The sequence below is a fragment of the Aeromonas sp. 55A genome, from assembly GCF_051919665.1.
GTDB classification, from domain to species: domain Bacteria; phylum Pseudomonadota; class Gammaproteobacteria; order Enterobacterales; family Aeromonadaceae; genus Aeromonas; species Aeromonas veronii.
In genome coordinates this window covers 1,057,701-1,084,515 of record NZ_JBQBEH010000008.1, presented here as the reverse complement: position 1 = coordinate 1,084,515, position 26,815 = coordinate 1,057,701, and the positions used below count along the sequence as shown (strand labels likewise).

At 60.7% G+C, this 26,815-nt stretch carries 15 protein-coding genes and 1 pseudogene; 11 read left to right on the top strand and 5 right to left on the bottom strand.

From position 1 onward, the window contains the following. Positions 1–210 precede the first annotated feature (210 nt). Entirely contained in the window at positions 211–1,086 is an 876-nt protein-coding gene (gene nadC, locus ACTG2G_RS08980; RefSeq protein WP_439985383.1) for a carboxylating nicotinate-nucleotide diphosphorylase, read from the bottom strand. A 3-nt stretch (positions 1,087–1,089) separates the two neighbouring features. Next, positions 1,090–1,560 carry a retropepsin-like aspartic protease family protein gene (locus ACTG2G_RS08975; protein WP_005336129.1) on the bottom strand — a complete coding sequence of 157 codons (471 nt, stop codon included), beginning with the start codon at positions 1,558–1,560 and terminating at the stop codon, positions 1,090–1,092. A gap of 130 nt (positions 1,561–1,690) precedes the next feature. Between ACTG2G_RS08975 and ampD the strand changes: the two genes are divergently transcribed. From ampD to ACTG2G_RS08945, 6 genes are all read left to right on the top strand, one after another. Beyond that, positions 1,691–2,266: a 1,6-anhydro-N-acetylmuramyl-L-alanine amidase AmpD gene (ampD, locus tag ACTG2G_RS08970; protein WP_439985382.1), complete on the top strand. Its 576-nt coding sequence runs from the start codon at positions 1,691–1,693 to the stop codon at positions 2,264–2,266. Positions 2,267–2,544: 278 nt separating this feature from the next. Further along, complete coding sequence (pdhR, locus tag ACTG2G_RS08965; RefSeq protein ID WP_005336127.1) at positions 2,545–3,309, top strand: pyruvate dehydrogenase complex transcriptional repressor PdhR; 765 nt, start codon at positions 2,545–2,547, stop codon at positions 3,307–3,309. A gap of 84 nt (positions 3,310–3,393) precedes the next feature. Further along, the gene (gene aceE / locus ACTG2G_RS08960; RefSeq protein WP_439985381.1) at positions 3,394–6,054 is read left to right on the top strand and encodes a pyruvate dehydrogenase (acetyl-transferring), homodimeric type; all 2,661 of its coding nucleotides are present in this window, start codon (positions 3,394–3,396) and stop codon (positions 6,052–6,054) included. A gap of 119 nt (positions 6,055–6,173) precedes the next feature. After that, positions 6,174–8,060: a pyruvate dehydrogenase complex dihydrolipoyllysine-residue acetyltransferase gene (gene aceF, locus ACTG2G_RS08955; protein ID WP_421292530.1), complete on the top strand. Its 1,887-nt coding sequence runs from the start codon at positions 6,174–6,176 to the stop codon at positions 8,058–8,060. A gap of 148 nt (positions 8,061–8,208) precedes the next feature. Continuing rightward, a complete protein-coding gene (lpdA, locus tag ACTG2G_RS08950; protein WP_005341659.1) occupies positions 8,209–9,636 on the top strand; it encodes a dihydrolipoyl dehydrogenase in 1,428 nt (475 codons plus the stop codon). A 124-nt stretch (positions 9,637–9,760) separates the two neighbouring features. Beyond that, a complete protein-coding gene (locus tag ACTG2G_RS08945) occupies positions 9,761–10,723 on the top strand; it encodes a sensor domain-containing diguanylate cyclase (protein ID WP_421387546.1) in 963 nt (320 codons plus the stop codon). Positions 10,724–10,807: 84 nt separating this feature from the next. On the opposite strand, the gene ACTG2G_RS08940 is transcribed toward ACTG2G_RS08945, so the two are convergent. Further along, entirely contained in the window at positions 10,808–12,718 is a 1,911-nt protein-coding gene (locus ACTG2G_RS08940; protein ID WP_439985380.1) for a methyl-accepting chemotaxis protein, read from the bottom strand. A gap of 234 nt (positions 12,719–12,952) precedes the next feature. Between ACTG2G_RS08940 and ACTG2G_RS08935 the strand changes: the two genes are divergently transcribed. The 5 genes and pseudogenes from ACTG2G_RS08935 (at position 12,953) to ACTG2G_RS08915 (ending at position 22,593) form a co-directional block, all read left to right on the top strand. Beyond that, positions 12,953–15,208: a patatin-like phospholipase family protein gene (locus ACTG2G_RS08935; RefSeq protein WP_407959346.1), complete on the top strand. Its 2,256-nt coding sequence runs from the start codon at positions 12,953–12,955 to the stop codon at positions 15,206–15,208. 229 nt (positions 15,209–15,437) lie between these two features. Continuing rightward, positions 15,438–18,035, top strand: coding sequence for a bifunctional aconitate hydratase 2/2-methylisocitrate dehydratase (gene acnB / locus ACTG2G_RS08930; protein WP_439985379.1), 2,598 nt, complete (start codon positions 15,438–15,440; stop codon positions 18,033–18,035). A gap of 278 nt (positions 18,036–18,313) precedes the next feature. Then, positions 18,314–19,899, top strand: a pseudogene (locus ACTG2G_RS08925) (EAL domain-containing protein). A 162-nt stretch (positions 19,900–20,061) separates the two neighbouring features. Further along, positions 20,062–21,456 (top strand): D-arabinono-1,4-lactone oxidase, encoded by a 1,395-nt coding sequence (locus ACTG2G_RS08920; protein ID WP_421387549.1) that lies wholly within the window; start codon positions 20,062–20,064, stop codon positions 21,454–21,456. Between the two features lie 9 nt (positions 21,457–21,465). Next, positions 21,466–22,593, top strand: a complete 1,128-nt coding sequence (locus ACTG2G_RS08915; protein ID WP_005355076.1) for a CobW family GTP-binding protein — start codon at positions 21,466–21,468, stop codon at positions 22,591–22,593. On the opposite strand, the gene ACTG2G_RS08910 is transcribed toward ACTG2G_RS08915, so the two are convergent. Together ACTG2G_RS08910 and ACTG2G_RS08905 are read right to left on the bottom strand one after the other, a co-directional pair. After that, positions 22,578–25,685, bottom strand: a complete 3,108-nt coding sequence (locus ACTG2G_RS08910) for an efflux RND transporter permease subunit (protein WP_421387550.1) — start codon at positions 25,683–25,685, stop codon at positions 22,578–22,580. The two genes, ACTG2G_RS08915 and ACTG2G_RS08910, sit on opposite strands and share 16 nt — an antisense overlap. Continuing rightward, complete coding sequence (locus ACTG2G_RS08905; RefSeq protein ID WP_439985378.1) at positions 25,682–26,782, bottom strand: efflux RND transporter periplasmic adaptor subunit; 1,101 nt, start codon at positions 26,780–26,782, stop codon at positions 25,682–25,684. The genes ACTG2G_RS08910 and ACTG2G_RS08905 overlap by 4 nt, the downstream gene beginning before the upstream one ends. Positions 26,783–26,815 lie beyond the last annotated feature (33 nt).

Below are 26,815 nucleotides of genomic sequence, written 5' to 3'. Positions count from 1 at the left end.
TTTTGTTAATTACACTTCTTTCATTTAGCAAAAACTTGATGCGTGTCATAAAAGAAGTGGCTTCCTATGACTCTTTCTGTGGCCGGATTAGGGTCCGTCTGTACACTCCTTTGCCGAGGGATCCTGCATAAAGAAAAGGCGCCTCTGGCGCCTTTTGCAAGTTGTTTGTCCGGTTATATCGAGTGTTTGCTCAAGCCTGTGGGGGGAATCTCACTGCTGGATAAAACGCATGGAGAGATCGAGCGCCCGCACATGCTTGGTGAGCGCCCCGACCGAGATAAAATCGACGCCGGTGGCCGCAAACTCGGCCAGAGTGTCGAGGGTGACATTGCCGGAGACTTCCAGCTTGGCGCGGCCCTGATTGATGGCGACCGCTTCCCGCATCATGGTCACCTCGAAGTTGTCCAGCATCACGATATCGGCCTTTGCCGCCAGCGCCTGTTCGAGTTCTGCCAGTGATTCCACTTCCACCTCCACCGGTTTGCCCGGATTGAGATGGCGAGCCTCGCTAATTGCCTCGGCGATGCCGCCACAGGCGAGGATATGGTTCTCTTTGATGAGGTAGGCGTCATAGAGGCCGATGCGGTGATTCTTGCCGCCGCCACAAGTGACCGCGTACTTCTGGGCGGTGCGCAGGCCGGGGATGGTCTTGCGGGTGTCGAGCAGCCGGCAGTCGGTGCCCTCCAGCTCTGCCACATAGCGGGCGGTGAGGGTGGCGACGCCGGAGAGGGTCTGGACAAAGTTCAGCGCATTGCGTTCGCCGGTCAGCAGCAGGCGGGCAGGGCCGTGCAGGCGGAACAGCTCCTGATTGGGGGAGAGCACCTCCCCATCCTGCACCTTCCATTCCACCTTCACCTCGCCGCCGAGTTGGGTCTTCAGTTGCAAGAAGACCTCATCCACCCAAGGCTGGCCGCAGAATATGCCGGCTTCGCGGGTGATCACCCGGGCGCTGGCCATCCGGTCGGCCGGGATCAGCTGGGCGGTGATATCTACGCTGGCATCCGGTTGGTCCAGCGTGGTGAGGGCATCGCCCAGATCTTCGAGTAGTGCGGCGCGCACGGCGCGGCTGACATCCTGTTGAAACATGCCTTATTCCTGCAAGGGTCTGAGCAGCAGTTGCCGCTCCTTTTGAACCAGCTCCAGCCGACCGAGGGCGTTCATGCCAACCAGCACTTCGTCACCGTCTGCCGCCGGATTGATAAAGATGGCCAGATCGTACAAGGTCAATGGCCCCATCGCCAGCGTTTCGATGGTGCCGTTGCCGACCCGGATCTGCCCCGCAGCGGTATTGACCTGGCTGCTGCCATAAGCGGTCAGGCCGAGCCGCTCGGCAACCTGCTGCGGGATGGTGATACGGGTGGCGCCGGTATCGAGCAGCAGTTGCACCGGCTGACCGTTGATGGCACCCTCCAGACGATAGTGGCCGCTCTGGTCGGCCCGCAGCAACAGCTCGCCGCTGGCGGTGACGCTGGGTTGGTTGCGGGAGTGAAAATAGAGGGTCAGCAGGCCCATCAAAGAGAGCCAGGCCAGTAACCACATCCAGCGTGCCGTGTGCTGCATACCCCATCCATATCGAGCGGAAGATGACTCAGCCTAACATACCATTTCCCGTTGATTCAGTGTGTTGGTGCCGGGTTGCCTATCAGGTATCTTCGTTTTATCGCCATTTATCAGCCAACTCGAGTAGCCGATGACTCAACTCGCTTCGCAACCTTGTTTCTCTATCGATGCCGCAGGCTGGTGCCAGCAGGCGCGCCGGGTGCCTTCTCCCCATCACAACGAACGGGCAGCGCCGGATGATATCTCCCTGCTGGTGGTGCATGGCATCAGCCTGCCACCGGGGGAGTTCGGTGGCCCCTTTATCGACGATCTCTTTATGGGGCGGCTCGACCCCGACGCTCATCCCTATTTTGCCGGTATCCATCAGCTGCGGGTCTCGGCCCACTGTTTGATCCGGCGCGATGGTGAACTGGTGCAGTATGTGCCGTTTGGTGCCAGAGCCTGGCATGCGGGAGTATCGAGCTGGCAGGGGAGGGAGGCATGCAATGACTTCTCCATCGGCATCGAGCTGGAAGGGACCGACGAAATACCCTATACCGAGGCTCAGTACCGGGCTTTGGTGAGGCTCACCCGAGCCATTTCGGAGCGCTATCCGGCCATCACCCACGAAAAAATTGTCGGCCATTGCGATATAGCGCCAGGGCGCAAGACGGATCCCGGCGCCAGTTTCCAGTGGGATTACTACCGGCAGTTGCTAAACAGCTAAAGCAAATATTCAAATTTAGTTTGGATTTTAAAATCAATGGCTTGCCTATCTGGCAGGCCATTTTTGTCTCTGGTTGCGCAAATGTTATTTGTGAGCATGGTCAAGAATATTGGTCAGACCATTTTCTATGAGCTAAATCATGTTTCCTCTGCTTTACCCCTTAAGTGGTGAGGTGGATTCTTGACTCAGATCATCTTTTGAGTGGACTTTTCAAAAGGCCTCTGCTAATTTTCGCCCCATCCATGAAATTGGTAATACCAATTTAACAAAGTAGCCTCATGCCCTATCGCAAGATTACGCAACCCAAGCTGGCCGACTCCATTGTCGCCGAGCTGGAACAGATGATTCTGGAAGGCAGTTTGCAGCCGGGGCAGAAATTGCCTCCCGAGCGGGAACTCGCCATCCAGTTTCAGGTATCGCGCCCCTCCCTGCGCGAAGCCATCCAGCGACTGGAAGCGCGCGGGTTGCTCTATCGCCGTCAGGGCGGCGGCACTTATGTGCAGAATGCCCTGAGCAAGGGGATCGCCGATCCCCTGTTCGAACTGCTCAGTACCCACCCGGAAGCCCAGTATGACCTGCTGGAGTTTCGTCACGCGCTTGAAGGCATCTGTGCCTACTACGCGGCCTTGCGGGGAACCGGGTCTGATTTCGAGCGCATTCGCCAGGTGCAAACCACCATCGAAGAGGCGGGCCAGTTGGGCTCGCTGGTGGCCGAATCGGCAGCCGTGACCCAGTTCTATCTGGCGGTGGCCGAGGCGTCCCACAACGTGGTGCTGCTGCACCTGCTGCGGGCCATGAGCCCGATGCTCGAGCAGAACATTCTGCAGAATAACGAGATTTTGAATCGCCGCCCGGGAGTGGTAGCCAAGATCCGACGCCATCGTGCGAATCTGATCGAAGCCATCCTGTCGGGGGCTCCGGAGCGGGCCAGAACAGCTTGTCATGAGCATCTGGCCTTTATCGAGGACACCTTGTTGGATATGCAGAGGGAAGACAGCCGGATCCAGCGATCCATGCGTCGGATCCGTCAGCAGGAAAACTAATCCCACAAGGCTTTCTTTTATTGTCGAATGCTTGCGCCCTTCGCCGTGCAATGCCGTGCAATCACAACAACATAGGAACCAGCCATGTCTGATATCCTGAAGAACGATGTGGACCCGATAGAAACGCTGGAGTGGCTTGCCTCTCTGGAATCCCTGCTGCGTGAAGAGGGTCCGCAACGCGCTCAGTTCATCCTTGAACAGTTGGCCGAGAAAGCCCGCGCAAGCGGTGTGGACGTGGCTGCCAAGGCAAATCGCGATTACATCAACACCATCCCGTCCAGCGACGAGCCGGGCTACCCGGGTGATCTGGAGATGGAACGCCGCATTCGCGCCATCATCCGCTGGAACGCCATGATGATCGTGCTGCGCGCCTCCAAGAAAGACCTGGACCTGGGTGGTCACATGTCTTCCTTCGCTTCTTCTGCGACCATCTATGATGTCTGCTTCAACCACTTCTTCCGTGCTCGCAACGAGAAGGATGGTGGTGATCTGGTTTACTTCCAGGGTCACATCTCCCCGGGCATCTATGCTCGCGCCTTTGCCGAAGGTCGTCTGACCGAAGAGCAGCTGGACAACTTCCGTCAGGAAGTAGACGGCAAGGGTCTGCCTTCCTACCCGCACCCGAAACTGATGCCGGACTTCTGGCAGTTCCCGACCGTATCCATGGGTTTGGGCCCCATCGCCGCCATCTATCAGGCTCGCTTCCTGAAGTACCTGACCGACCGTGGTATCAAGGATTGCTCCGAGCAGACCGTTTACGCCTTCCTGGGTGATGGCGAGATGGACGAGCCGGAAGCCAAGGGTGCCCTGACCGTTGCCGTGCGTGAAAAGCTCGACAACCTGGTATTCGTGGTCAACTGCAACCTGCAGCGTCTGGATGGTCCGGTTGTCGGTAACGGCAAGGTGATCAACGAGCTGGAAGGCCTGTTCGCGGGCGCCGGCTGGGACGTGACCAAGGTTATCTGGGGTCGCAAGTGGGATGAGCTGCTGCGCAAGGATACCTCTGGCAAGCTGATCCAGCTGATGAACGAGACCGTGGACGGTGACTACCAGACCATGAAGTCCCGCGACGGTGGCTACATCCGCGAGCACTTCTTCAACCGTTATCCGGAAACTGCCGCGCTGGTCAAAGACATGACCGACGAGGAGATCTTCGCCCTGAACCGCGGTGGTCACGATCCTCGCAAACTGTTCGCCGCGTTCAACAAGGCGACCCAGACCAAGGGCAAGCCGACCGTTATTCTGGCCAAGACCATCAAGGGTTACGGCATGGGTGAAGCGGCCGAAGGCAAGAACATCGCTCACCAGGTCAAGAAGATGGAGCTGGACTCCGTGCGTCACCTGCGTGACCGCTTCAACCTGCCGGTGGCCGACGAGCAGCTGGCCGATCTGCCGTATCTGAAGATCGAAGCCGGTTCTGCCGAGCACAAATACCTGCACGACCGTCGCACTGCCCTGAAAGGCTATGTGCCGACCCGTCTGCGCGAAAGCACCACCAAGCTGGAAATCCCGGCACTGGATGCCTTCGGCCCGCTGCTGGGTGAGCAGGCGCGCGAAATCTCCACCACCATGGCGTTCGTGCGTTCCCTGAACGTGATGCTGAAAGACAAGTCCATCGGCAAGCGCATCGTTCCGATCCTGGCTGACGAAGCCCGTACCTTCGGTATGGAAGGTCTGTTCCGCCAGATCGGTATCTACAGCCCGCACGGTCAGCAGTACACCCCGCAAGACCGCGACATCGTCTCCTACTACAAGGAAGACAAGCAGGGTCAGGTTCTGCAAGACGGTATCAACGAGCTGGGCGCCATGTCCTCCTGGCTGGCTGCTGCGACCTCTTACAGCACCAACGACTGCCCGATGATCCCGTTCTACATCTACTACTCCATGTTCGGCTTCCAGCGGATCGGCGACATGGCGTGGGCAGCCGGTGACCAGCAAGCCCGTGGCTTCCTGCTGGGTGCGACCTCCGGTCGTACTACCCTGAACGGCGAAGGTCTGCAGCACGAAGATGGTCACAGCCACATCCTGGCGAACACCATCCCGAACTGCATCTCCTACGACCCGTCCTACGCCTATGAAGTGGCGGTGATCGTACAGGACGGCCTGCGCCGCATGTACGGTGAGAACCCGGAGAACGTGTTCTACTACATCACCACCCTGAACGAGAACTACGCCATGCCGGCCATGCCGGAAGGCGCCGAGGAAGGCATCCGCAAGGGTATCTACAAGCTGGAATCCGTAGCCGGTGCCAAGGCGAAAGTTCAGCTGCTGGGTTGTGGTTCCATCCTGGGTCACGTGCGCAAGGCTGCCCAGATCCTGGCCAGCGAGTACGGCATCGGTTCCGATGTGTTCAGCGTCACCTCCTTCAACGAGCTGGCCCGTGACGGTCAGGACGCGGATCGCTGGAACATGCTGCACCCGACTGCCGAAGCTCGCGTACCGTACATCGCTCAGGTACTGGGTTCCGAAGCCACCATCGCTGCGACCGACTACATGAAGTCCTTCGCCGATCAGGTTCGCGCCTTCGTTCCGACCGAGAACTACCGTGTGCTGGGTACCGACGGTTACGGCCGTTCCGACAGCCGTGCCAACCTGCGTCGTCACTTCGAAGTGAACGAGTTCTACGTGGTGGTTGCTGCTCTGACCGAACTGGCCAAGCGCGGCGAGGTAGACAAGCAGGTTGTGGCCGACGCCATCGCCAAGTACGGCATCGATGCCGACAAAGTCAACCCGCTGTACGCGTAAGTGGATCAAGGGTCGCGCCGTCATACAGCGCGACCCCGCCAGGATTTAAAACGGTTAACGCGAGATGTGCGTGGCGGCATCAGCCAGCCACGCGGATCGACGCAAGAGGATAAAGCACAATGTCCAAACAGATTATGGTGCCGGATATCGGCGCCGATGAAGTTGAAGTCACCGAGATCATGGTGGCCGTGGGTGACAAGGTCGAGCTGGACCAGTCCATCATCGCGGTAGAAGGCGACAAGGCCTCCATGGAAGTACCGGCCCCGTCCGCCGGTATCGTCAAAGAGATCCTGATCAAGGTTGGCGACAAGGTTGCCACCGGTTCCCAGATCATGATCTTCGAAGCCGAAGGCGCTGCCGCCCCTGCTGAAGTGGCTGCACCGGTTGCTGCTGCTCCGGCCGCCGCACCTGCCGCTGCCGTGCGCAAAGATGTCAACGTACCGGACATCGGTGGTGACGAAGTTGAAGTCACCGAGATCATGGTTGCCGTGGGCGACATGGTTGAAGCCGACCAGTCCATCATCGCCGTGGAAGGTGACAAGGCCTCCATGGAAGTACCGGCACCGTTCGCAGGCCGCGTAGTCGAGATCAAGGTCGCCGCTGGCGCCAAGGTTTCTACCGGCTCTCTGGTAATGGTATTTGAAGTGGCTGGCGCTGCTCCTGCCGTTGCTGCTCCGGCTCAAGCTGCCGCGCCTGTGGCTGCTGCTCCGGTTGCCGCTGCTGCCAAAGAGGTCAACGTACCGGATATCGGTGGCGACGAAGTGGAAGTCACCGAGATCATGGTTGCGGTGGGTGACAAGGTTGAAGCCGACCAGTCCCTGATCGCCGTGGAAGGTGACAAGGCCTCCATGGAAGTGCCTGCGCCGTTCGCCGGTGTGGTCAAAGAGATCAAGGTGAAGGCGGGTGACAAGGTCTCCACCGGTTCCCTGATCATGGTCTTCGAAGTAGCTGGCGCTGCTCCTGCCGCCGCGCCGGTTGCTCAAGCTGCCGCTCCGGTCGCTGCAGCACCTGTTGCCGCTGCTCCGGCTCCGGTTGCCCAGGCTACTGCCGCTGCGACCGATTTCGTTGCCAACGACGCTTACGTGCACGCCTCTCCGGCAGTACGCCGTCTGGCGCGCGAGTTCGGCGTCAACCTGGCCAAGGTGAAAGCCTCCGGTCGCAAGGGCCGCATCGTCAAAGAAGACGTGCAAGCCTACGTGAAGGATGCCATCAAGCGTGCCGAGTCCGCTCCTGCCTCTGCTGGCGTAGCCGGTGGCAACGGTCTGGGCGTACTGCCGTGGCCGAAAGTAGACTTCAGCAAGTTCGGTGATGTGGAAGAGGTCGAGCTGACCCGCATCCAGAAGATCTCCGGTCCGAACCTGCACCGTAACTGGGTCATGATCCCTCATGTCACCCAGTTCGACGAAGCCGATACCACCGAGCTGGAAGCGTTCCGCAAAGAGCAGAACGCGATGCTCGAGAAGCAGAAGGCAGACGTGAAGATCACCCCGCTGGTGTTCATCCTGAAAGCCGCCGCCAAGGCGCTGGAAGCTCACCCGCGCTTCTGCAGCTCCCTGTCCGAAGATGGCAGCAAGCTGATCATGAAGAAGTACATCCACATCGGTGTGGCGGTAGATACCCCCAACGGTCTGGTTGTGCCCGTGGTGCGCGATGTTAACAAGAAGGGCATCATGGAGCTGTCTCGCGATCTGGCCGAGATCTCCAAGAAGGCCCGTGCCGGCAAGCTGACCGCTGCCGACATGCAGGGCGGTTGCTTCACCATCTCCAGCCTGGGTGGCATCGGCGGTACCAGCTTTACCCCGATCGTCAACGCGCCGGAAGTGGCCATCCTCGGTGTCTCCAAGTCCGAGATGAAGCCGAAGTGGAATGGCAAAGAGTTTGCGCCGCGCCTGATGCTGCCGCTGGCTCTGAGCTACGACCACCGCGTGATCGATGGTGCCGATGGGGCTCGCTTCATCACCACTATGAACGGCGTGCTGTCCGACATTCGTCGACTGGTCCTGTAAGTGAGAGGGCGGGCCCAGAGCCTGCCCTTTTTACTTCTCATTTCATTAACATGATCGTAAACTTGCCCCGTTTTTTTCACGGCTGCAGCCACCCGTTTCGGTATAAGACTGCGCTGTCCGGGGATATAAGAACGACAAAGAGGTCATGATGAGTAAAGAAATCAAAACCCAGGTCGTAGTACTGGGTGCTGGCCCTGCCGGTTATTCCGCTGCTTTCCGTGCAGCCGATCTGGGTCTGGATACTATTATCGTCGAGCGTTACTCCACCCTGGGTGGCGTCTGCCTGAACGTGGGCTGCATTCCCTCCAAGGCGCTGCTGCACGTTGCCAAAGTGATTGAAGAAGCCAAGGCGCTGGCCGAGCACGGCATCGTCTTCGGTGCCCCGCAGACCGACATCGACAAGATCCGTCTGTGGAAAGAGAAGGTTATCAACCAGCTGACCGGCGGTCTGGCTGGCATGGCCAAGATGCGTAAAGTTCAGGTTGTTAACGGCTTGGGTAAATTTACCGGCCCGAACACGCTCGAAGTGACCGGGGAAGACGGCAAGACTACCGTGACCTTCGACAACGCCATCATCGCGGCTGGTTCCCGTCCGGTGAAGTTGCCGTTCATCCCCCACGATGACCCGCGCGTATGGGACTCTACCGATGCGCTGGAGCTGAAAACCGTTCCCGGCAAACTGCTGGTTATCGGTGGCGGCATCATCGGTCTGGAGATGGGTACCGTTTACTCCTCTCTGGGTTCCGAGATCGACGTGGTGGAATTTGCCGACCAGCTGGTTCCGGCTGCCGACAAAGACATCGTCAAGATCTATACCAAGCGTGTGGCCAAGAAATTCAACATCATGCTGGAGACCAAGGTCACCGCAGTTGAAGCGCGCGAAGACGGCCTGTACGTCTCCTATGAAGGCAAACACGCCCCGGCCGAGCCGGTTCGTTACGACAACGTGCTGGTTGCCGTAGGCCGTGTGCCGAACGGCAAGATGCTGGATGCCGAGAAAGCTGGCGTTGCCGTGACCGAACGCGGTTTCATCGAGGTGGACAAGCAGCTGCGTACCAACGTGGCGCACATCCACGCCATCGGTGACATCGTGGGCCAGCCGATGCTGGCACACAAAGGTGTGCACGAAGGTCACGTTGCCGCTGAAGTTATCGCCGGCAAGAAGCACTACTTCGACCCGAAAGTGATCCCGTCCATCGCCTACACCGAGCCAGAGATGGCATGGGTTGGTCTGACCGAGAAGGAAGCCAAGCAACAGGGCCTGAACTTCGAAGTCGCCACCTTCCCGTGGGCTGCTTCCGGTCGCGCCATTGCGTCCGACTGCTCCGACGGTATGACCAAGCTGATCTTCGACAAGGAGAGCGGCCGCGTCATCGGTGGTGCCATCGTGGGTACCAACGGTGGTGAACTGCTGGGTGAAATCGGTCTGGCCATCGAGATGGGTGCTGACGCCGAAGATATCGCGCTGACCATCCACGCTCACCCGACTCTGCACGAGTCCGTGGGTCTGGCTGCCGAAGTGTTCGAAGGCTCCATCACCGACCTGCCGAACGCCAAGGCCAAGAAGAAAAAGTAATTTTCTTCCCCGCTTGTCTAAAAAGCCGCTCGAATGAGCGGCTTTTTGTTTTCTCCTTGCTGCCCCGACTTCGACAAAGCCCAATATGCTAAAGATAGGTTTTGGCACTGACGAGAGAGGCACGATGCTAGAAGCACCCATTCCACCCGATGAGGCATTGCGGTTGGAGACCCTGCGGCGGCTCTCTTTGCTGGATTCCGAGGCTGAGGAGCGGTTTGATCGGCTGACCCGCATGGCCCGACGGGTGTTCAATGTCCCCATCGCGCTGGTGAGTCTGGTGGATGAAGATCGCCAGTGGTTCAAATCCTGTATCGGACTGGAGGTCCGCGAGACCGCCCGGGACATCTCGTTCTGTGGCCACGCCATCATGGGTGATGAGACCTTTATCGTGCCGGATGCTTCGCAGGATCCCCGCTTTGCCGACAATCCGCTGGTGGTGGGTGGGCCCGGCATCCGCTTCTATGCCGGACAGCCACTGCGGATCGCCAACGGCTGCAAACTTGGGACACTCTGCATCATCGATACGGTGCCGCGGGAATTGAGCGATGAGGATGTGGGGCTGCTCAAGGATCTGGCGGCGATGGTGGTGCGGGAGCTCGAAGCGGTGCAGCTGGCCACCATTGATGAGTTGACCCTGATCTCCAATCGGCGCGGGTTCGTGATGCTGGCGGAGAAGAGCCTCTCGCTTGCCAGTCGCTTGCAGATGCCACTGGCACTGCTCTATCTGGATCTCAATGGCTTCAAGGGGATCAACGATCGGTGGGGGCATGCAGAAGGGGATCGGGCCCTGATCGCCTTTGCCACTCTGCTCAAGCAGGCTTTTCGTGGCGCCGACGTGTTTGCCCGCATGGGCGGCGATGAGTTCGCCGTCCTGTTGCCCAATGTGGTGGAGGCGCAGGCGCAACTGGCCTATGAGCGTTTCAATGCCATGTTGGCCGAGCACAATCAGCACAGTGGTTGCGGTTATGCGCTGACCTGCAGCACCGGAATTGTCTGCTATGACGGGCACGGCTGTGTCTCCCTGGCCGAGCTGCTCACTCGCGCGGATGAGCTGATGTATCAGCGCAAACGGGAGGGCAAGGGCTGACGGCTATGCCGGATTAGTCGCCACCAAAACAACAGAGAGCGCCACGGCGCTCTCTGTTGTTGATGACTTAGGTCAAGGTCGGGGTCAGAGTCGGAAGTTGCCAACCAGCTTGTCCAGCTGACCGGAGAGCTGCTGCAGGCTGCGGCTCGATTCGGTCAGCTGGTGGGCGATATCGGCGGTCTCCATGGTGAGCTGGTTGATATCTTCCACGTTGCGGTTGATCTCGCCGACCACACTGGACTGCTCCTCGGTGGCGGTGGCGACCTGGATATTCATGTCGTTGATTTGGGTAATGTGGGCGGTGATCTGGCCGAGGGCGGCGTTGGCCTCATCGGCCTGGCTCACCACCTCCAGACTCTGGTTACGCCCCTGCGCCATGGCGCTGACCGCGCGGGCACTCTGCTCCTGCAAGCGGTTGATCATCCCCTGGATCTCGGCGGTCGAGGCGGCGGAGCGGTTGGCCAGATTGCGTACCTCATCTGCCACCACGGCGAAACCGCGACCCTGTTCACCGGCGCGAGCGGCCTCGATGGCGGCGTTCAGTGCCAGCAGGTTGGTCTGCTCCGAGATGCTGCGGATGGTTTCGAGGATGCTACCGATGGAGTCGGTCTGGCTCGCCAGCGACTCGATAACCCCTGCCACCTGCTCAATCTCACCGGAGAGGTCGACGATGCCGTGGCGTGCCTGCGCTACCACTACTGCCCCTGCATCGGCCTGATCGTTGGCCTGTCTGGCTACTTCGGCTGCCAGCGAAGCGTTACCGGCGATCTCGCTCACCGTGGCCCCCATTTCGTGGATGGCGGTGGCCACCTGCACGGTGCGATCGCGCTGGGCAGTACAGTTGTGCTGGGTCAGCTGCGCCTTGTTGGCCACCTCGTTGGCGGTGGCCGCGAGCTGGCGGGAGTTCTCCGCCACCTGCTCGATGGAGCCGTGGATCTTGGCGACGAAGTTGTTGAAACCGGTGGCGACCTGACTCAGCTCGTCACGTCCTTCCACCTTGAGGCGCTGGGTGAGATCCCCATCGCCGCTGCCCAGCTCCTTGAACAGGCGGGCCAGCTCGTTGAGCGGGCGGCTGACCGAGCCTGCCAGCAGCATCCCCATCAGCCCCATGGCCAGCGCAATCACCAGCGAGATCATCAGGATCTCGTTGCGGGTCTGATCCAGTTCGGCATAGATCTCGGCTTCTGGCACCTGGGCCACCAGATACCAGTCGAGCAGCGGGATATAGCTGCTGGCCAGTACCATGGGCTCGCCATTTACCTCGGCGTTGATGACGGCAAAGGGGCGTTTGGCCAGCAGGCTGCCGGTATCACCGCTGGCAATGTTGCTAAGGGTATCACGCTCGATGCGGTTGGCCTCGGGGTGCAGCTTCACCTTGCCGCTGCCATCGACCATAAAGACGATGCCGCTCTCTTCCAGCCGGAAGTTGGAGACCATGGTCACCATGGTGTCGAGGGATTTGGCAAAGCCGGCCAGCCCGCGCCCGTTGAGCTGCTGGAAGTTGACGAACAGCTTCACCTCGCCGTTGCTCTCGCGGAAGATGCTGAGGGTCATCTCCTTCTGGCTCTTGGTGTAGTCATAGAACCAGGCGTCCTGCGCTGGGGTCAGGTTGCGCAGAAAGCCATCCTGGTTGTAGTAGGCTGCGGTCTGGCGATCGGCGAAGGAGGCGGTCACCAGACCATACTGGTTGGCCACATCCTTGAGCTGGTTGATGAGGATCGGCTCCTGCTCTTTGGGCATGCCCCGATCCACCCAGTCGAGAATGAAGCGGTCGGTGGCCAGTTGGCGGGCGGCCTGGGCGATGCCGTGGAGATCCTGTTCAATCTCCTTGCTGATCCGCTGGGTCAGGTTGGGGAGCTCCTGCTCGAACATCCGGTTTTCGATCAGTTGCTGGGCCGAGCGTTGACTGAAGTAGCCTACCAGCAGGCAGGAGACGACCACGGCCAGGATGACCGTGGCCAGTATTTTCTGTTTAAGAGTGAGGGTTGCCAGCATAAAGGTGCTCAAAAGGTTGAGATTGACGACGCTCATATTAGCGGCAGCGCGGCGCTACCCATGAGGCTTGCAGCCCTTTATTTGCGGATTACGTTTGCGCTCACAGGGGCGGCGACTCGCCCCTTCGCCATGCAGCACAGGCGGGAGGCGGATTGACGGTTGCGCTAACTGCCGGGCCCCTTATAGTAGAGGCCATCCTTGGTGACTGACCCTCTGAATAATATGGAAAATATGATGCGCAGCTTAGGTGCGGGATGGACCCGTCTGCTTTTGGTGATGCTGGCGGCCTGCCCGCTGCTGGCTGTGGCGGCACAGGGGGAGCGCCCGAAAATTGCGGTGGTGCTCAGCGGCGGCGGTGCCAAGGGATCGGCCCATATCGGCATCCTCAAAGTGCTGGAGCAGAAACGGATTCCGGTCGACATCATAGTCGGCACCAGCATGGGCTCTTATGTGGCGGGGATGTACGCCATGGGGCTCAGTGCCGAGGAGGTGGAGCGCACTACCCTGGCCATCGACTGGAACAAGGGCTATCAGGACAAGGTGGGCCGCGACGAGCTGTCGTTGCGTAAAAAGCAGCAGAACGAGCAGTATCAGCTGCGCACCGATATCGGGGTGAATGGCGACACCACCCAGCTGCCGGACGGTTTTTTCCAGGGCCAATCCATGGCCAGCCTGCTGCGGGGGGCCACCTCCAACCTGCCGGTACAGGAGAGCTTCGACGATCTCCCCATTCCCTACCGCGCCATGGCGACCGACATGGAGACGGTCACCCCCTTTGTGCTGGATCACGGCAGCCTGGCCAAGGCAATGCAGGCCTCCATGTCCATTCCCGGTGCCCTCAAGCCGGTGGAGTGGGAGGGGCACATCCTGGCGGACGGCGGTAGCGTCAACAACATGCCGGTGGATGTCGCCAAGGCAATGGGGGCCGACGTGGTGATCGCGGTGGATATCGGTGCCAAGCTGCGTACCCGTGAATCACTCAAGTCAGGGTTGGCGATGATCGACCAGCTCACCACCTACATGACCCAGGTGGGTACCGACAAGCAGAAGGCGCTGATGGGGCCGAAAGACATACTGATCGCTCCCGAGTTTGGCGATATGGGGATCGCCGACTTTGCCCGCATGCCGGAGGGGATCAAAATGGGTGAGGCGGCGGCGTACAAGGCGTCGCTGCAACTCGATAAGCTGTCGCTCACCAAGGCGCAGTACAACGCCTATCGCAACCAGAAGCTGAGCCGCCGTGCCGAGCGAAGTGGTCAACCCGCCTACTTCATCGACAAGGTGGAGATCATCAACAAGTCGCGCCTCTCCGACGAGACGGTGCACGCCATGCTGAAGGTTCGGCCGGACAAGATCCAGACCAACGAGAGTCTGGAGGCTGGCATTCGCCGCCTCTATGCGCTGGAGTCGTTTGACCGCATCACCTATGAAGTGGAGGAGCGCGATGGGGAGAACGTGCTGGTAGTGGATGCCAGCGAGAAGAACTGGGGGCCTGGTTACCTCAACTTCCAGTTCGGTTTCACCGATGACTTCGAGAATACCTCCAACTACAACGTCGGCATGTCCTACACCCTCACCAACGTCAACGAGTGGGGGGCCGAGTGGTTGACCGAGGCATCACTGGGCACGGCCAAACATATCAAGACCGACTTCTATACACCGCTGGAGCCCTCCCAGACCTTCTATGGCGAGGCGAGCCTGGCCTATGACCAGACCCAGAGAAGCCTCTTTAATCCGGATCCGGACGAACCGATATTTACCTATCTCGATACCGAGTACTCCTTCTTCAGCGCCGATCTGGCGGTCGGCTGGAATCGTCAGCCCTGGAGCCGCCTGTCTATGGGGCTGGAAGGGCAGACGGGCAGTATCGAGATCAAAAACTTCAAAGAGCTGCAAGGGGATGCCACGGCGTGGGGCCCCTATGTCCGCTTTGAACACGACAATCTGGATAGCCGCTATTTCCCCTATCAGGGGGTGAAGTGGGATATGAAACTGGGCCACTCACACGTCAGTGTGGATGGACTCGAGTCAGCAGATGGCCGCAGTGAAGGTTGGAATTATCAGCTCTCGATGATCAAGCCCTGGTCATGGGACAGGCACAGCCTCAACCTGATCCTCGAAGGGGGCGGCTCGGGCAGTGAAGAGGTGGTGCCGCTGCATATTCAGGATCTGGGCGGACTGTTCCGCCTCTCCGGTTTCCAACGCTACCAGCTGAGCGGTCGCTATAGCCTGTTTGGTGGCCTGCGCTACATCTATCGGGTGGCGGACAACGACTTCGGTGCCCTCAAGATGCCGCTCTATCTGGGTGGATCTCTGGAGCAGGGCGGGGTCTGGAACAAGGGTGAGGATATCAGTCTGGAGAGCTCCTTCACCGCCGGGTCGCTTTATGTCGGGGTGGAGAGCTTCCTCGGCCCTGTGTTCCTCGGCTACGGCATGGCTGAGGGGGGCAATGACGTCTTCTATCTGCAATTGGGCAGTACGTTCGAATAATGCTGAAATGATGCCAATTTGTTAACTCTGGTTGAGGGCGTTCAATTAATTTTCAAAAAATACCAGCCTGTTTAATTGGTTACGATTTTGTGGTGAATAAGTAAACAGGGTTTGGATTTTAATTAGTCGTTAAAACTTATATAGTGGGGAGCACCCTACGGGGTATCCCGCAAGGACGATCGCCGCGAGCGTGGGCGAACCCCAAAAAAAGACCAAAGAGGAATTAGTCGTGCTTGAAACATACCGTAAACACGTCGCAGAACGTGCCGCCGAGGGCGTGGTTGCCAAACCTCTGGATGCAGAGCAGGTCGCCGCCCTGGTTGAGCTGCTCAAGAACCCGCCCGCTGGCGAAGAAGACTTTCTGAAAGAGCTGTTGTCCTCCCGTATTCCCCCCGGTGTTGATGAAGCGGCCTATGTCAAAGCCGGTTTCCTCACCGCCGTCGCCAAGGGCGAAGCCCACTCTCCCATCCTGACTGCCGCCGAAGCCGTTGAACTGCTGGGCACCATGCAGGGTGGTTACAACATTCAACCGCTGATCGACCTGCTGGATCACGCCACCCTGGCGCCGCTTGCCGCCAAGGGGCTCTCCCACACCCTGCTGATGTTCGACTCCTTCCACGACGTGGAAGAGAAGGCCAAGGCGGGCAATGTCCACGCCAAGCAAGTGATGCAATCCTGGGCTGATGCCGAGTGGTTCCTCTCCCGCCCGGAGCTGGCCGAGAAGATCACCGTCACCGTGTTCAAGGTGACCGGCGAAACCAACACCGACGATCTCTCGCCGGCACCGGACGCCTGGTCCCGCCCGGACATTCCGCTGCACGCGCTGGCGATGCTGAAAAACGCCCGTCCCGGCATTACTCCGGACAAGGATGGCGCCGTCGGCCCCATCAAGACCATCGATGCCCTGAAAGAGAAAGGCTTCCCGCTGGCCTATGTGGGTGACGTGGTCGGTACCGGCTCTTCCCGTAAATCCGCCACCAACTCGGTGCTCTGGTTTATGGGCGACGACATTCCGTTCGTGCCGAACAAGCGCGCTGGCGGTGTCTGTCTGGGTGGCAAGATTGCCCCGATCTTCTTCAACACCATGGAAGATGCCGGCGCTCTGCCTATCGAAGTGGACGTCTCCAAGCTGGAAATGGGCGATGTAATCGACATCTACCCCTATGCCGGCAAGATCTGCAAACACGGCACCGAACAGGTGCTGGCACAGTTTGAATTGAAAACCGATGTACTGATCGACGAAGTGCGCGCCGGTGGCCGTATCCCGCTGATCATCGGCCGCGGCCTGACCGACAAGGCCCGCGAAGCGCTGGGGCTGCCGTTCTCCACCGTATTCCGTCGCCCGCAGCCGGTGGCCGATACCGGTAAAGGCTTCACCCTGGCCCAGAAGATGGTGGGCAAGGCGTGCGGCGTGAAGGGCATTCGCCCCGGCACTTACTGCGAGCCCAAGATGACCACGGTCGGCTCCCAGGACACCACGGGCCCGATGACCCGCGACGAGCTGAAAGATCTGGCCTGTCTCGGCTTCTCCGCCGATCTGACCATGCAGTCCTTCTGCCACACTGCCGCCTATCCGAAGCCCATCGACGTACAGACCCACCACACCCTGCCGGACTTCATCATGAACCGCGGCGGTGTCTCTCTGCGTCCGGGTGACGGCGTCATCCACTCCTGGCTGAACCGCATGCTGCTGCCGGATACCGTGGGTACCGGTGGTGACTCTCACACCCGTTTCCCCATCGGTATCTCCTTCCCGGCGGGCTCCGGTCTGGTGGCTTTCGCTGCTGCTACCGGCGTGATGCCACTGGACATGCCGGAGTCCGTGCTGGTGCGCTTCAAGGGCGAGCTGCAACCGGGTATCACCCTGCGTGATCTGGTCCATGCCATCCCCTATGCCGCCATCCAGAAGGGGTTGCTGACCGTCGAGAAAGCGGGCAAGAAGAACATCTTCTCCGGCCGTATCCTCGAGATCGAAGGTCTGCCGACCCTGAAAGTGGAGCAGGCATTCGAGCTGGCGGACGCCAGCGCCGAGCGTTCCGCTGCCGGTTGCACTATCAAGCTGGATAAAGAGCCGATCATCGAGTATCTGAAGTCCAACATCGTGATGCTGAAATGGATGCTCTCCGAAGGCTACGGCGACGTACGCACCATCACCCGCCGTATCAAGGGGATGGAAGAGTGGCTGGCCAACCCGGTGCTGATGGAAGCGGACAAGGATGCCGAGTACGCCGAAATCATCGAGATCGATCTGGCCACCATCAAGGAGCCAATCCTGTGTGCGCCGAACGATCCGGACGACGCCCGTCTGCTGAGCGACGTGGCTGGCGACAAGATCGACGAGGTGTTCATCGGTTCCTGCATGACCAACATCGGTCACTTCCGCGCTGCCGGTAAACTGCTCGAGAAGTATCAGGGCGAGCTGCCGACCCGCATGTGGATCGCACCGCCCACCAAGATGGACAAGGATCAGCTGACCGAAGAGGGCTACTACGGCATCTTTGGTCGCGTCGGTGCCCGCATCGAGATCCCGGGCTGCTCCCTGTGCATGGGCAACCAGGCGCGGGTAGCGGAAGGAGCCTCCGTGGTCTCCACCTCCACCCGTAACTTCCCGAACCGTCTGGGTAAAGGTGCCAACGTCTATCTGGCCTCAGCAGAGCTGGCCGCCGTTGCCGCCATCCTCGGCAAGATCCCGACCGTGGCGGAGTACCTGCAGTACGCCAAGGCGCTCGATGCCACTGCGGCAGATACTTACCGCTACCTCAACTTCAACGAGATCGCCTCCTACACCAAGAAGGCCGATGGGGTGATCCTGCAGCAAGCCGTTTAACGGAGTTCTTGCGCGATTTGCGCGATAAGAAGCCAATAATGCCGCGTATTTACGCGGCATTATTTATTTGAGCGTTATTTGTCGTCTTTCTTGGGGGGGCTTAAATGTTCCTGCTCGAGAAGGTCAATCACCTGTTGGGTGGTTCGTTTTATAAACGCTTTGGGTTATGTTGCTCGGCTATGTGCGGTAATGATGAGGCATCGTTATCGAGGGAAAGTGTTTATCTGTTCACTGGGTGCTTGCGTTGGCAGGCCTGACAAATTGCGGCGTGGTTCTTTATGTTTCTGTTCAGGATCGATCTCTCCCGAACCGGGTTACGCTTCGGCGGTGCCTTGCTGGTTTTTGCTCTGCCGCTGCTGGGGGGGGGGCGGTCATCCACAGTACTTATCTGCAGGAGCTGAAAGCGGAATCCAGCGCCTCGGCCCACAAGGCCAGAACCCTGATGGAGTCGATGCTGGATCATGCGGAGCAGGCCAATCGCTCCGTGCTGCCTCTGGTGAAGGCTCCCTGTCGCGACAACCTGCTGGTGCTGCGCAAGAAGGTCGCCATCGAGCCCTTCCTGCGTTCGGTCAATCTGGTGCGAAACGGCATCATCAATTGCACTTCGCTGTTTGGTGAAGCTGATGATGCCGATGAGCCGGAGATCTACACCGGCCGCAAGCTGCTGCTGATGAGTGGCAACCGGGTGCGGCAAAATCACCCGCTGCTGGTGGTGCGCACCGAGCGGGGCAAGGATGCCGCTTTGAGCGCCATCGACAGCACCCAGCTCAGCTTCATGCTCTCCATGAGCGGAAAATCCAGTGCGCTTTATCTGCAGGTGGGGTCGGCCTGGCTCAATGAGTCTGGCAGCTATCTGAGCGAGGCGCCCACCCTCCATCGCGGGATCAGCCAGGCCCTCACCTCATCCCATTATCCTTTCACCATCCATGCCGGTTATGCCATGCCGGTCTACTGGAAGTCGCTGTGGGCCGCGCGCCATGTGGCGCTGTCGTGGCTGGCGGTTTCCTCGCTTTTGCTGGCCTGGCTGGTGTGGTGGGTGCTGGGGCGGCCCGGCTCGCCAACAGATGAGTTGCGACGAGCCCTGCGGGCCAGGGAGTTTGTCCCCTATCTGCAGCCGCTGATTGCCAGCCACGACGGCAAGATGATGGGCGCCGAGGTGCTGATGCGCTGGGAACATGTCAATGAAGGGGTGATCCGGCCCGATCTCTTTATTCCGCAAGCGGAGGAGTCGGGACTGATCGTTCCCATGACCACCCATATCATGAAGCAGGTGGCGACACGGTTGAACCGCTCTCAGGAGCAGTTGCCCGATGGGTTTCATATCAGCTTCAACATCAGCGCAGCCCATTGCCACGATTTTGCCCTGCTGGCCGAGTGTCGCGCCTTCCTCGGCCACTTCCTCCCCGGCAAGGTGGTACTGGTGCTGGAGCTGACCGAGCGGGAGCTGCTGATGTCAGATCCCCAGACCCTCTCCCTGTTCCGCCAGCTGGACGAGATGGGGGTCAAACTCGCCATCGACGACTTTGGCACCGGCCACTCCAGCCTGGCTTACCTGCAGCAGTTCCATGTGGATTACCTCAAGATCGACAAATCCTTTATCGCCCGCATCGGTACCGAGTCGCTCTCGGAACATATCGTGGACAACGTGATCGATCTGGCGACCCGGCTCGGTCTGGCGCTGGTGGCGGAAGGGGTGGAGAGCGAGCGTCAGGCTGACTACCTCAGGGCCAAAGGGGTCGATTATCTGCAGGGATACCTGTTTGCCCGCCCCATGCCGCTGCGCCAGTTCTGCGAGGAGCTGCTGCCGGAAGAGGCTCAGACCCGCCAGCCAGATGGGGTGCGAGGCATCTCGAACGCCACCTGATTTATCGGTGACAGACGGGCGGCCAAGCTCCCCTCTGGCAGGGTAGGGAAGTGCTCTATCCCTATCCCCCCTCGAATGCAGGGGCTTGTTTTTCATGCCTTGCGGCTCGCTTTTCGGTAGAATCAGCGCTCATTTTGACGTCAGTAAAAGATGAGGCGCGGTATGACGGTTCAGTTCCAGGCATTTCACAGCATCAAGGCGATCGGTAATCGGGAGGTGCTGTTCAACTGGTCGAGAACCAATCCTCTCGGGGCGCTGGATCAGGTGTGGCGCCCGAAAAGCCGCGACGAGTTGCAAGCGCTGCTGCGGGAACACCCCGAGCGCAAGCTGCGCCTTATCGGCTCCGGCCTCTCTTTTGAACCCATCCACAGCGTCTATGCCGAAGGCAGTCAGGCGCTGCTGGTGGACTTGCACCACCTGCGCGGCCAGCTGGCGAAAACTGCCGATACCGTGACCTATCAGGCGGGGACGCCCCTCGATACCGTCTATGCCGGGCTGATCGCCATGGAGCGGATGCTGCCCGCATCCCCCGGCGTTATCGGCATCCAGACCCTGGGCGGCGCCCTCAGCACCGGCACCCACGGTCAGGGGCTGCACCAGTCTGCCCTCTGCGATGCGGTGGAGGCGATGACGGTTATGCTGGCCAATGGCGACATCATCCGGGTGGATCGCACCGACCCGCGTTTCGGTGCCTTCGTGATGGGGATGGGGATGCTCGGCATCCTGCTCGACGTTACCCTGCGTACCGTGCCGAACCGCATTATGCGCTGCACCAAGTTCACCACCGACTACCCCTTCCTGCTGGAACACAACGAGCGGCTCAACCGCGAGCACGGCTTTGTGAAGAGCTGGTGGTTTGCCTGGACCGGCGAAAGCCACATCTGGCTGGTGGATCCCGCCTCCGAGGAGGAGGTTGCCCGTTATCGTGCCGGTGGCAGCGAGCCGCTGCTGCTGGATGGCGATATCGACGCCCGCATGAATGCCACCATTGATGCCACTTTGCAGAAGATGGCGAAAGACACCAAGGATGAGGCGCTGGCCGGTGAGCACTTCGAGACAGTACGCCGCTTCAAGGATGCCTCCGATCTGGTGGGCAACGTCTACCAAATTCTCTGCAAGGGGATCCCGGCACCTCAGATCAACTGTGAGGTGGCGGTGCCGCTGCATCGCATGAACGAGGCGCTGGAGACTCTGCAAGCGTGGCAGCAGGCCAACCCCGGCGTGTTGCACTACCCCTTTATCCTGCGCTGCACTGGCCCTTCCGAGGCCTGGCTCAGCGCCGCTTATGGCCAGCCGGTCTGCTGGATCGGTTTTCTGGTCTATCTGGCTGCGGACGGCACCTTCGTCAACGGCTCCATGGAGCAGATGCGCGAGCTGCAGCAACTGCTGGTGCCGCTCGGCGGCATTCCCCACTTCGGCAAGCATCTGGCGATGGATCTCTACGACTTCCCGGCCTTGCTGCCGCGCTGGAACGACTTTGTTGCGTTGAAAGCCGAGCTCGACCCCCACGGCCGCTTTGAAAACCGCTGGCTCAGCGACCTGTTTGCCAACCGGTAAGGATCTGACATGACCGATATGCAAGACACTCGAATTCCCGTGACCCTGCTGACCGGCTTTCTCGGCAGCGGCAAGACCACCTTGCTCAACCATTGGGTCAAGCAGCCGGAGCTCGGTGAGTGCGCCGTGCTGATCAACGAGTTCGGCTCGGTGGGGCTGGATCACCATCTGGTGCAACAGGTGGATGAGCAGGTGATGCTGCTCGACTCTGGCTGCATCTGCTGCTCGGTGCAGGGCTCTTTGGTGGAGGCGCTGCAGGGGCTGTTTATGAAGGCCATCCAGCGCAAAATCAAACCGTTCAAGCGGCTGATTATCGAGACCACCGGTTTGGCAGATCCTGCTCCCGTGCTCTTTACCCTGCGCGAAGAGGGCTTTATCGCCCAGCGCTACCGCTTCGATGGCACCGTCACCGTGGTGGATGCCGGTCATATTGAGCAGCAGTTGGCGGCCCAGTATGAGGCGGTGAAACAGGTGGCGCTGGCGGATCTGCTGGTGGTGAGCAAGGGGGATCTGGTGGATGGCGAACAGCTGGCACGGGTCGAAGCCCAGCTGGCGGCACTCAATCCTGCGGCCCCCATCCAGCAGGTGACCAATGGCGAACTGTCGCCAGCAGTGCTGGAGAAGCTCGGCGCCTACAACGAAGCGGCGGGGCGCGATGTGCGCCAGCTCCTTGCTTGGCTGCGCACCGAATCCCCCAAGCAGGGGCTGGCGTCCCCCATGCAGCCGAAGATGCAACCGTTTGCAGCCAAGGTGGGCACAGCTGCGCCCACCCACTTCGAGCACGGCAACATCGAGAGTTTCTCTTTGCGTATCGGCGAGCCGCTCAAGCCCTCCCGCCTGCTGGCCGCCATCGATGCGGTGCAGGCCCAATACGGCGATGCCCTGCTGCGGCTCAAGGGGATCTTGCAGCTGGAGGGAGAGAGCCAGCCGGTGGTGATCCACGGCGTCCACGGCCAGCTCTATCCGCTGCAGGCGCTGGGCGACTGGCCGGAGGGCAAGGCCCAGTCCCGACTGGTGTTTATCGTGAAAAGTCAGGACAAGGCCGGTATCGAGCAGCTCTTTATGGCGACCTTAAAGGCCCCCGAGCCCACTCTGGAAGAGCGGCTCAAAGCCATGCTGGGTCAGCCCGACAACTGATCTTGCGCGTTGCAGCTCTCCTGCATCGGGTCAGGACGGCGACGGTTGAACAGCACAAACGCCACCGGCACAAAGTAGAACGAGAGCAGGGTCGCCAGCGCTGTGCCACCGGCGATGGCGATGGCAAAGGGGGGCCAGAAGCCGCCGCCCCCCAGCAATAGCGGGATGAAGCCGCCCACCGTGGTGATGGTGGTTGAGACGATGTGGCGGCTGCAACCGGCCACCAGGTCACGGATCTGCGGCAGATTGCCCTGTTGTGCCAGCGGGTCTGCCTTCAGCTCGGCCAGAATGACGATGGCGGCGTTGATGGCCAGCCCCATCAGTCCCAGCAGGGCGATGATCACCGTAAACCCGAAGGGGTACCCCAGCAGCCAGACCCACAGCAGGCCGAGCCCCGCCGACTGGATCGCCACCAGGGTGACGATGCCTGCCAGCCGGAACGAGTTGAAGCTGAGCACCAGCACGGTCACCAGCAGCACGGCGACCAGGCTGACATGGGCCATCAGATTGCCCACCGATTCATCCCGCTTGGCGGCTTCTCCGCCAAACTCCAGTCGATAGCCCGGCGGCAACGCCAGCGCCTTGGCGGCCAGCCGCTCTTTGACCTGCTCCAGCACGGTTTGCGGCAGTACGCCGACCGCCAGATAGGCCTCCAGCACATTGACCCGCTCACCATCCCGACGGCTGATCTCCCCCCAGCTTGGCAGCAACTCGGGGCTGGCAAGTGCCCGCAAGGTGAGATTGGCAGCCCCTTGCTGGCCGGTGCCGGTGAGCGATAGCGGCACATTGAGCAGCGCATCCGGATCCTGACGCAAGGGCTCTGCCAGCCGCACTCTTACCGGGATTGACTCGGTGCCTTCCAGCACAGTGCCGCCCAACCTGCCATCCAGTGCGCCAGCCAGCCGGGAGGCAACATCGGTCAGGCTCATGCCTGCCAGTCGGGCGGCCTCCTCATCGACCTGCAACCAGAGTTTGGGTGCCCCTGCCTGCAAGGTGGCGCGGGTCTGCACCACGGCCGGGGTATTGGCGAGCAGACTGCGCAGCTCCTCTCCCAGACGGTGTAGTTGTTCAAGGTCGGGGCCAAACAGCCGCAGCTCGACCGGGGCATTGAAAGGTGGCCCCTGTTCCAGCTTGCGCACCAGGATCTGCGCTTCGGGAAATGTTGCATCGAGCCGCTGCTGCAGTTGTGGAATGAGCCGCTCGGCAGCATCGGCATCCTGCAGAGTGATCATCCCCTGGGCGTAATCGGCCCGCCCCTGTTTTCTGGGCACCAGGTTGTAGTAGAAGCTGGGGGCGTTGTCGCCCACCACCCAATCCTGACGAATCAGCTCGGGGAGACTGGCCAGCTCGGCGGAGATCCCCAGAGCCAGCTCGCGGGTGCGCGCCAGGCTCGCCTGTGGGGAGAGGCCGGCCTCGATGTGGATCATGTCCCGGTCGGCAGGGGGAAAGAACTGTTCGGTGAGGCGGCCCGCCACCCAGAAACCGAGCAGGGGCAGCAGACTGACCAGCAGCAGGGTACGCCAGGGGTGAGCCAGCGCCATGGCGATGCTCTGCTGGAAACGGGCGCTCACCCGGGGCAGGTGCAAGCCATCCTGATACCAGCGCCCCCCCTGGTCACTGCCAATCCAGCGGGCTGCGAGGCCAGCCACCAGGGTGTGGGCGATGAGGTAGGATCCCAGCAGCGAACAGATCACCGCCCAGGCGATGCCGCCGACAAACTCGCCCGCCGGGCCCGGCATCAGAATGATCGGCATAAAGGCGAGCATGGTGGTGAGGGTGGAGCCCAGCAGTGGCAGCCAGAGGTGGCCGATGGCTTCCAGTGCGGCGGCACTCATGGCCATGCCGTGGCGGCGCTGATACTGCACCCGATCCGCCATGACGATGGCGTTGTCCACCATGATCCCGAGCGCCACCACCAGACCGGTGACCGACATCTGGTGAATGGGCAGATTGATCAGGTTCATGCAGGCGAAAGAGAACGCCACGGTAAGCGGCAGCGACAGGGCCACGATAATGGCGGCCTTGACTCCCAAGGTCACCAGCAGCACTGCCACTATGATGAGGAAGCCCTGCACAATGTTGAGCAGCAGGGTATCGAGCCGCTGATCGGTATAACGCTGCTGATCGAAGCTGGTGACGAGGCCGATATTATCCGGCAAGTCCTGTTGCAGCTTGGCCAGCATTGTATCGACCCGTGCCGACCAGAGGTCGATGCGGTGATCCTGTGCCATCCGCAGGCCGACCACCACGGCCCGTTCACCATTGGCAAAGGCCAGCTGACTCTCCGGCTGGTGCAGGGTACGTCTTACCTCGGCCAGATCGCCAAGGCGCAGGGTCTGGCCCTGCTCGCCGGTACGCAGCGGGATCTGGCGGATCCGCTCCAGGGTATCGAGGGCGCCGCGGATCTCCACCTGAAAGCGATTGTGGCTGCCCTGCAACTCTCCGGCGGTTACTTTGGCATCGGCACCGCTCAGCGCCTGGGCAAGCTGTTCGCCACTCATGCCGCTGGCACTGAGGGCGAGGGGATCGAACCGCACCTCGATCTCCTCCTGTGGTGTCCCGACCCGCTCGACGTATTCGGTGCCCGGCAGCTGGCGAGCCCGGCGTTCCAGCTCGGCGCTGTAGCGGGCGAGGCGATCCAGCTGCGGCTGGCCCGGCCCGCGCCAGACCACATTGACCAGCCGGGTGAAGGGGTAGCCCTTCTCGTCATCCAGCTTGGGGGCACTGGCGCCGGCTGGCAGTCCGGCGGCAAGATCTGCCAGCCGGTCACGGACTCTGGACCAGACGGGCTCGACATCGCTGACCTCATCCTTGAGCTCCAGATTGATGATGGAGAGACCGGGGCGAGAGCTCGACTCGATCAGCTTGATCTCGCTCTGGGCCCGCAGCCGGTTCTCGATGGGCTCGCTCACCAGCGCCTCCACCCGCTCGGCACTGGCCCCGGGGAAGTGGGTAACTACGCTGGCAAAACGGCTGGTGAGCTGGGGATCTTCGGTTCTGGGCAGAGTCTGCAATGCCGCAAGGGCGGCCGTCAGCAGCAGCGCGACCGTCAACAGCAGCAGGCGGCCATTCTCGATAAACGGGCGGATCATGACTGTGGCTCCGGATGCGCCGCCTGATGATCCACGCTGGTTGTCAGGGTGACCTGCTGGCCCGGCACCAGTTTATGCAGGCCATCGGTCACCAGCTGTTCTTGTCCATTCAGGGCTCCACTGATCCAGGCTCGTTCGCCATCTTGCTGCAGCAAGGTGACGTCCCGGCTGACCACCCGGGGTGGTGTTTCATCGTTGAGCAGGTAGAGGGTCCAGCTGCCGCGCAATCCCTGGGTCAGTGCGGTGAGCGGCACTTCGTAAGCGCGGGTGGGCTCGCGGGTCTGATGCAGCAGGGTGATCAGTTGCCCCTCTGCCAGTTGTTCGCCGCCCCGGATCAGCTGGAAGCGGGCGGTGCGGGTGTGGGTCTGCCCGTCCACTTGTACCCCCAGATTAAGCAGGCGCCCCTCCAGTGATTGCTCCCCGCTTTGCAGGGGGTAGTGTTGGCCGACGATCAGGGACTCGGCCTGTTTCACCGGCACGCCGATATCGGCCTCCCACTGGCCGCTGCGGGTCAGGGAGAAGAGAGGCTGGCCTGCGGCTACCACGGCCCCCAATGCCTGCTCGCGGCTGACCACAATCCCGTTGAAGGGGGCGCGCAGCTGTGATTTCTCCTGTTTGACCCGGTTGGCTTCGAGGGCGGCGGCCAGCTGGTTGGCGCTTGCCTCCAGCATGCGGACTTTGCCTTGCTGTTCATCCAGCGCCTGACGGGAGCTGAACTGCTGCTGGCGCAGGGCGGTGAGTCGATCGAGCGTCTGCCGGGCAAGGGTCAGCTCGGCCTCGTTCTGGGCGGCCCGGGCGGCCAGCTCTTTGGCTTCCACTGCCAGCAGCCGGGTGTCCAGTGTGGCGAGCAGTTCGCCGGCCGCGACCGGCTCTCCGCGTCCCTTGTGCAGGGTAGCGATCCGCCCTGCCAGCTCGAAGCCTATCTGGCTGTGCTCGGGGGCGATCACCCGGCCATTGAAGCGGTGCAGCACCGGGTAGTGATCGCTGGCTTGCAGCGGCTGGGCGATCACCCGGGTCAGGGCGGATGTTTCTTCTGACTCTGTGACCGGGCTGCAGCCACTCAGTAACAGCGCCAGCAGGATTAAGCAAAGTGTCATGACATCATCCTCTGGTTGACATAACATCAAATC

Excerpts from the sequence above, each read along its gene's own strand:
- aceF (WP_421292530.1), top strand. The coding sequence starts at position 6,174 with ATGTCCAAACAGATTATGGTGCCGGATATCGGCGCCGATGAAGTTGAA.
- pdhR (WP_005336127.1), top strand. The coding sequence starts at position 2,545 with ATGCCCTATCGCAAGATTACGCAACCCAAGCTGGCCGACTCCATTGTC.
- aceE (WP_439985381.1), top strand. The coding sequence starts at position 3,394 with ATGTCTGATATCCTGAAGAACGATGTGGACCCGATAGAAACGCTGGAG.
- ACTG2G_RS08940 (WP_439985380.1), bottom strand. The coding sequence starts at position 12,718 with ATGCTGGCAACCCTCACTCTTAAACAGAAAATACTGGCCACGGTCATC.
- ACTG2G_RS08905 (WP_439985378.1), bottom strand. The coding sequence starts at position 26,782 with ATGACACTTTGCTTAATCCTGCTGGCGCTGTTACTGAGTGGCTGCAGC.
- ACTG2G_RS08945 (WP_421387546.1), top strand. The coding sequence starts at position 9,761 with ATGCTAGAAGCACCCATTCCACCCGATGAGGCATTGCGGTTGGAGACC.
- ACTG2G_RS08915 (WP_005355076.1), top strand. The coding sequence starts at position 21,466 with ATGACCGATATGCAAGACACTCGAATTCCCGTGACCCTGCTGACCGGC.
- nadC (WP_439985383.1), bottom strand. The coding sequence starts at position 1,086 with ATGTTTCAACAGGATGTCAGCCGCGCCGTGCGCGCCGCACTACTCGAA.
- ACTG2G_RS08910 (WP_421387550.1), bottom strand. The coding sequence starts at position 25,685 with ATGATCCGCCCGTTTATCGAGAATGGCCGCCTGCTGCTGTTGACGGTC.
- lpdA (WP_005341659.1), top strand. The coding sequence starts at position 8,209 with ATGAGTAAAGAAATCAAAACCCAGGTCGTAGTACTGGGTGCTGGCCCT.
- ACTG2G_RS08920 (WP_421387549.1), top strand. The coding sequence starts at position 20,062 with ATGACGGTTCAGTTCCAGGCATTTCACAGCATCAAGGCGATCGGTAAT.
- ACTG2G_RS08975 (WP_005336129.1), bottom strand. The coding sequence starts at position 1,560 with ATGCAGCACACGGCACGCTGGATGTGGTTACTGGCCTGGCTCTCTTTG.
- ACTG2G_RS08935 (WP_407959346.1), top strand. The coding sequence starts at position 12,953 with ATGCGCAGCTTAGGTGCGGGATGGACCCGTCTGCTTTTGGTGATGCTG.
- ampD (WP_439985382.1), top strand. The coding sequence starts at position 1,691 with ATGACTCAACTCGCTTCGCAACCTTGTTTCTCTATCGATGCCGCAGGC.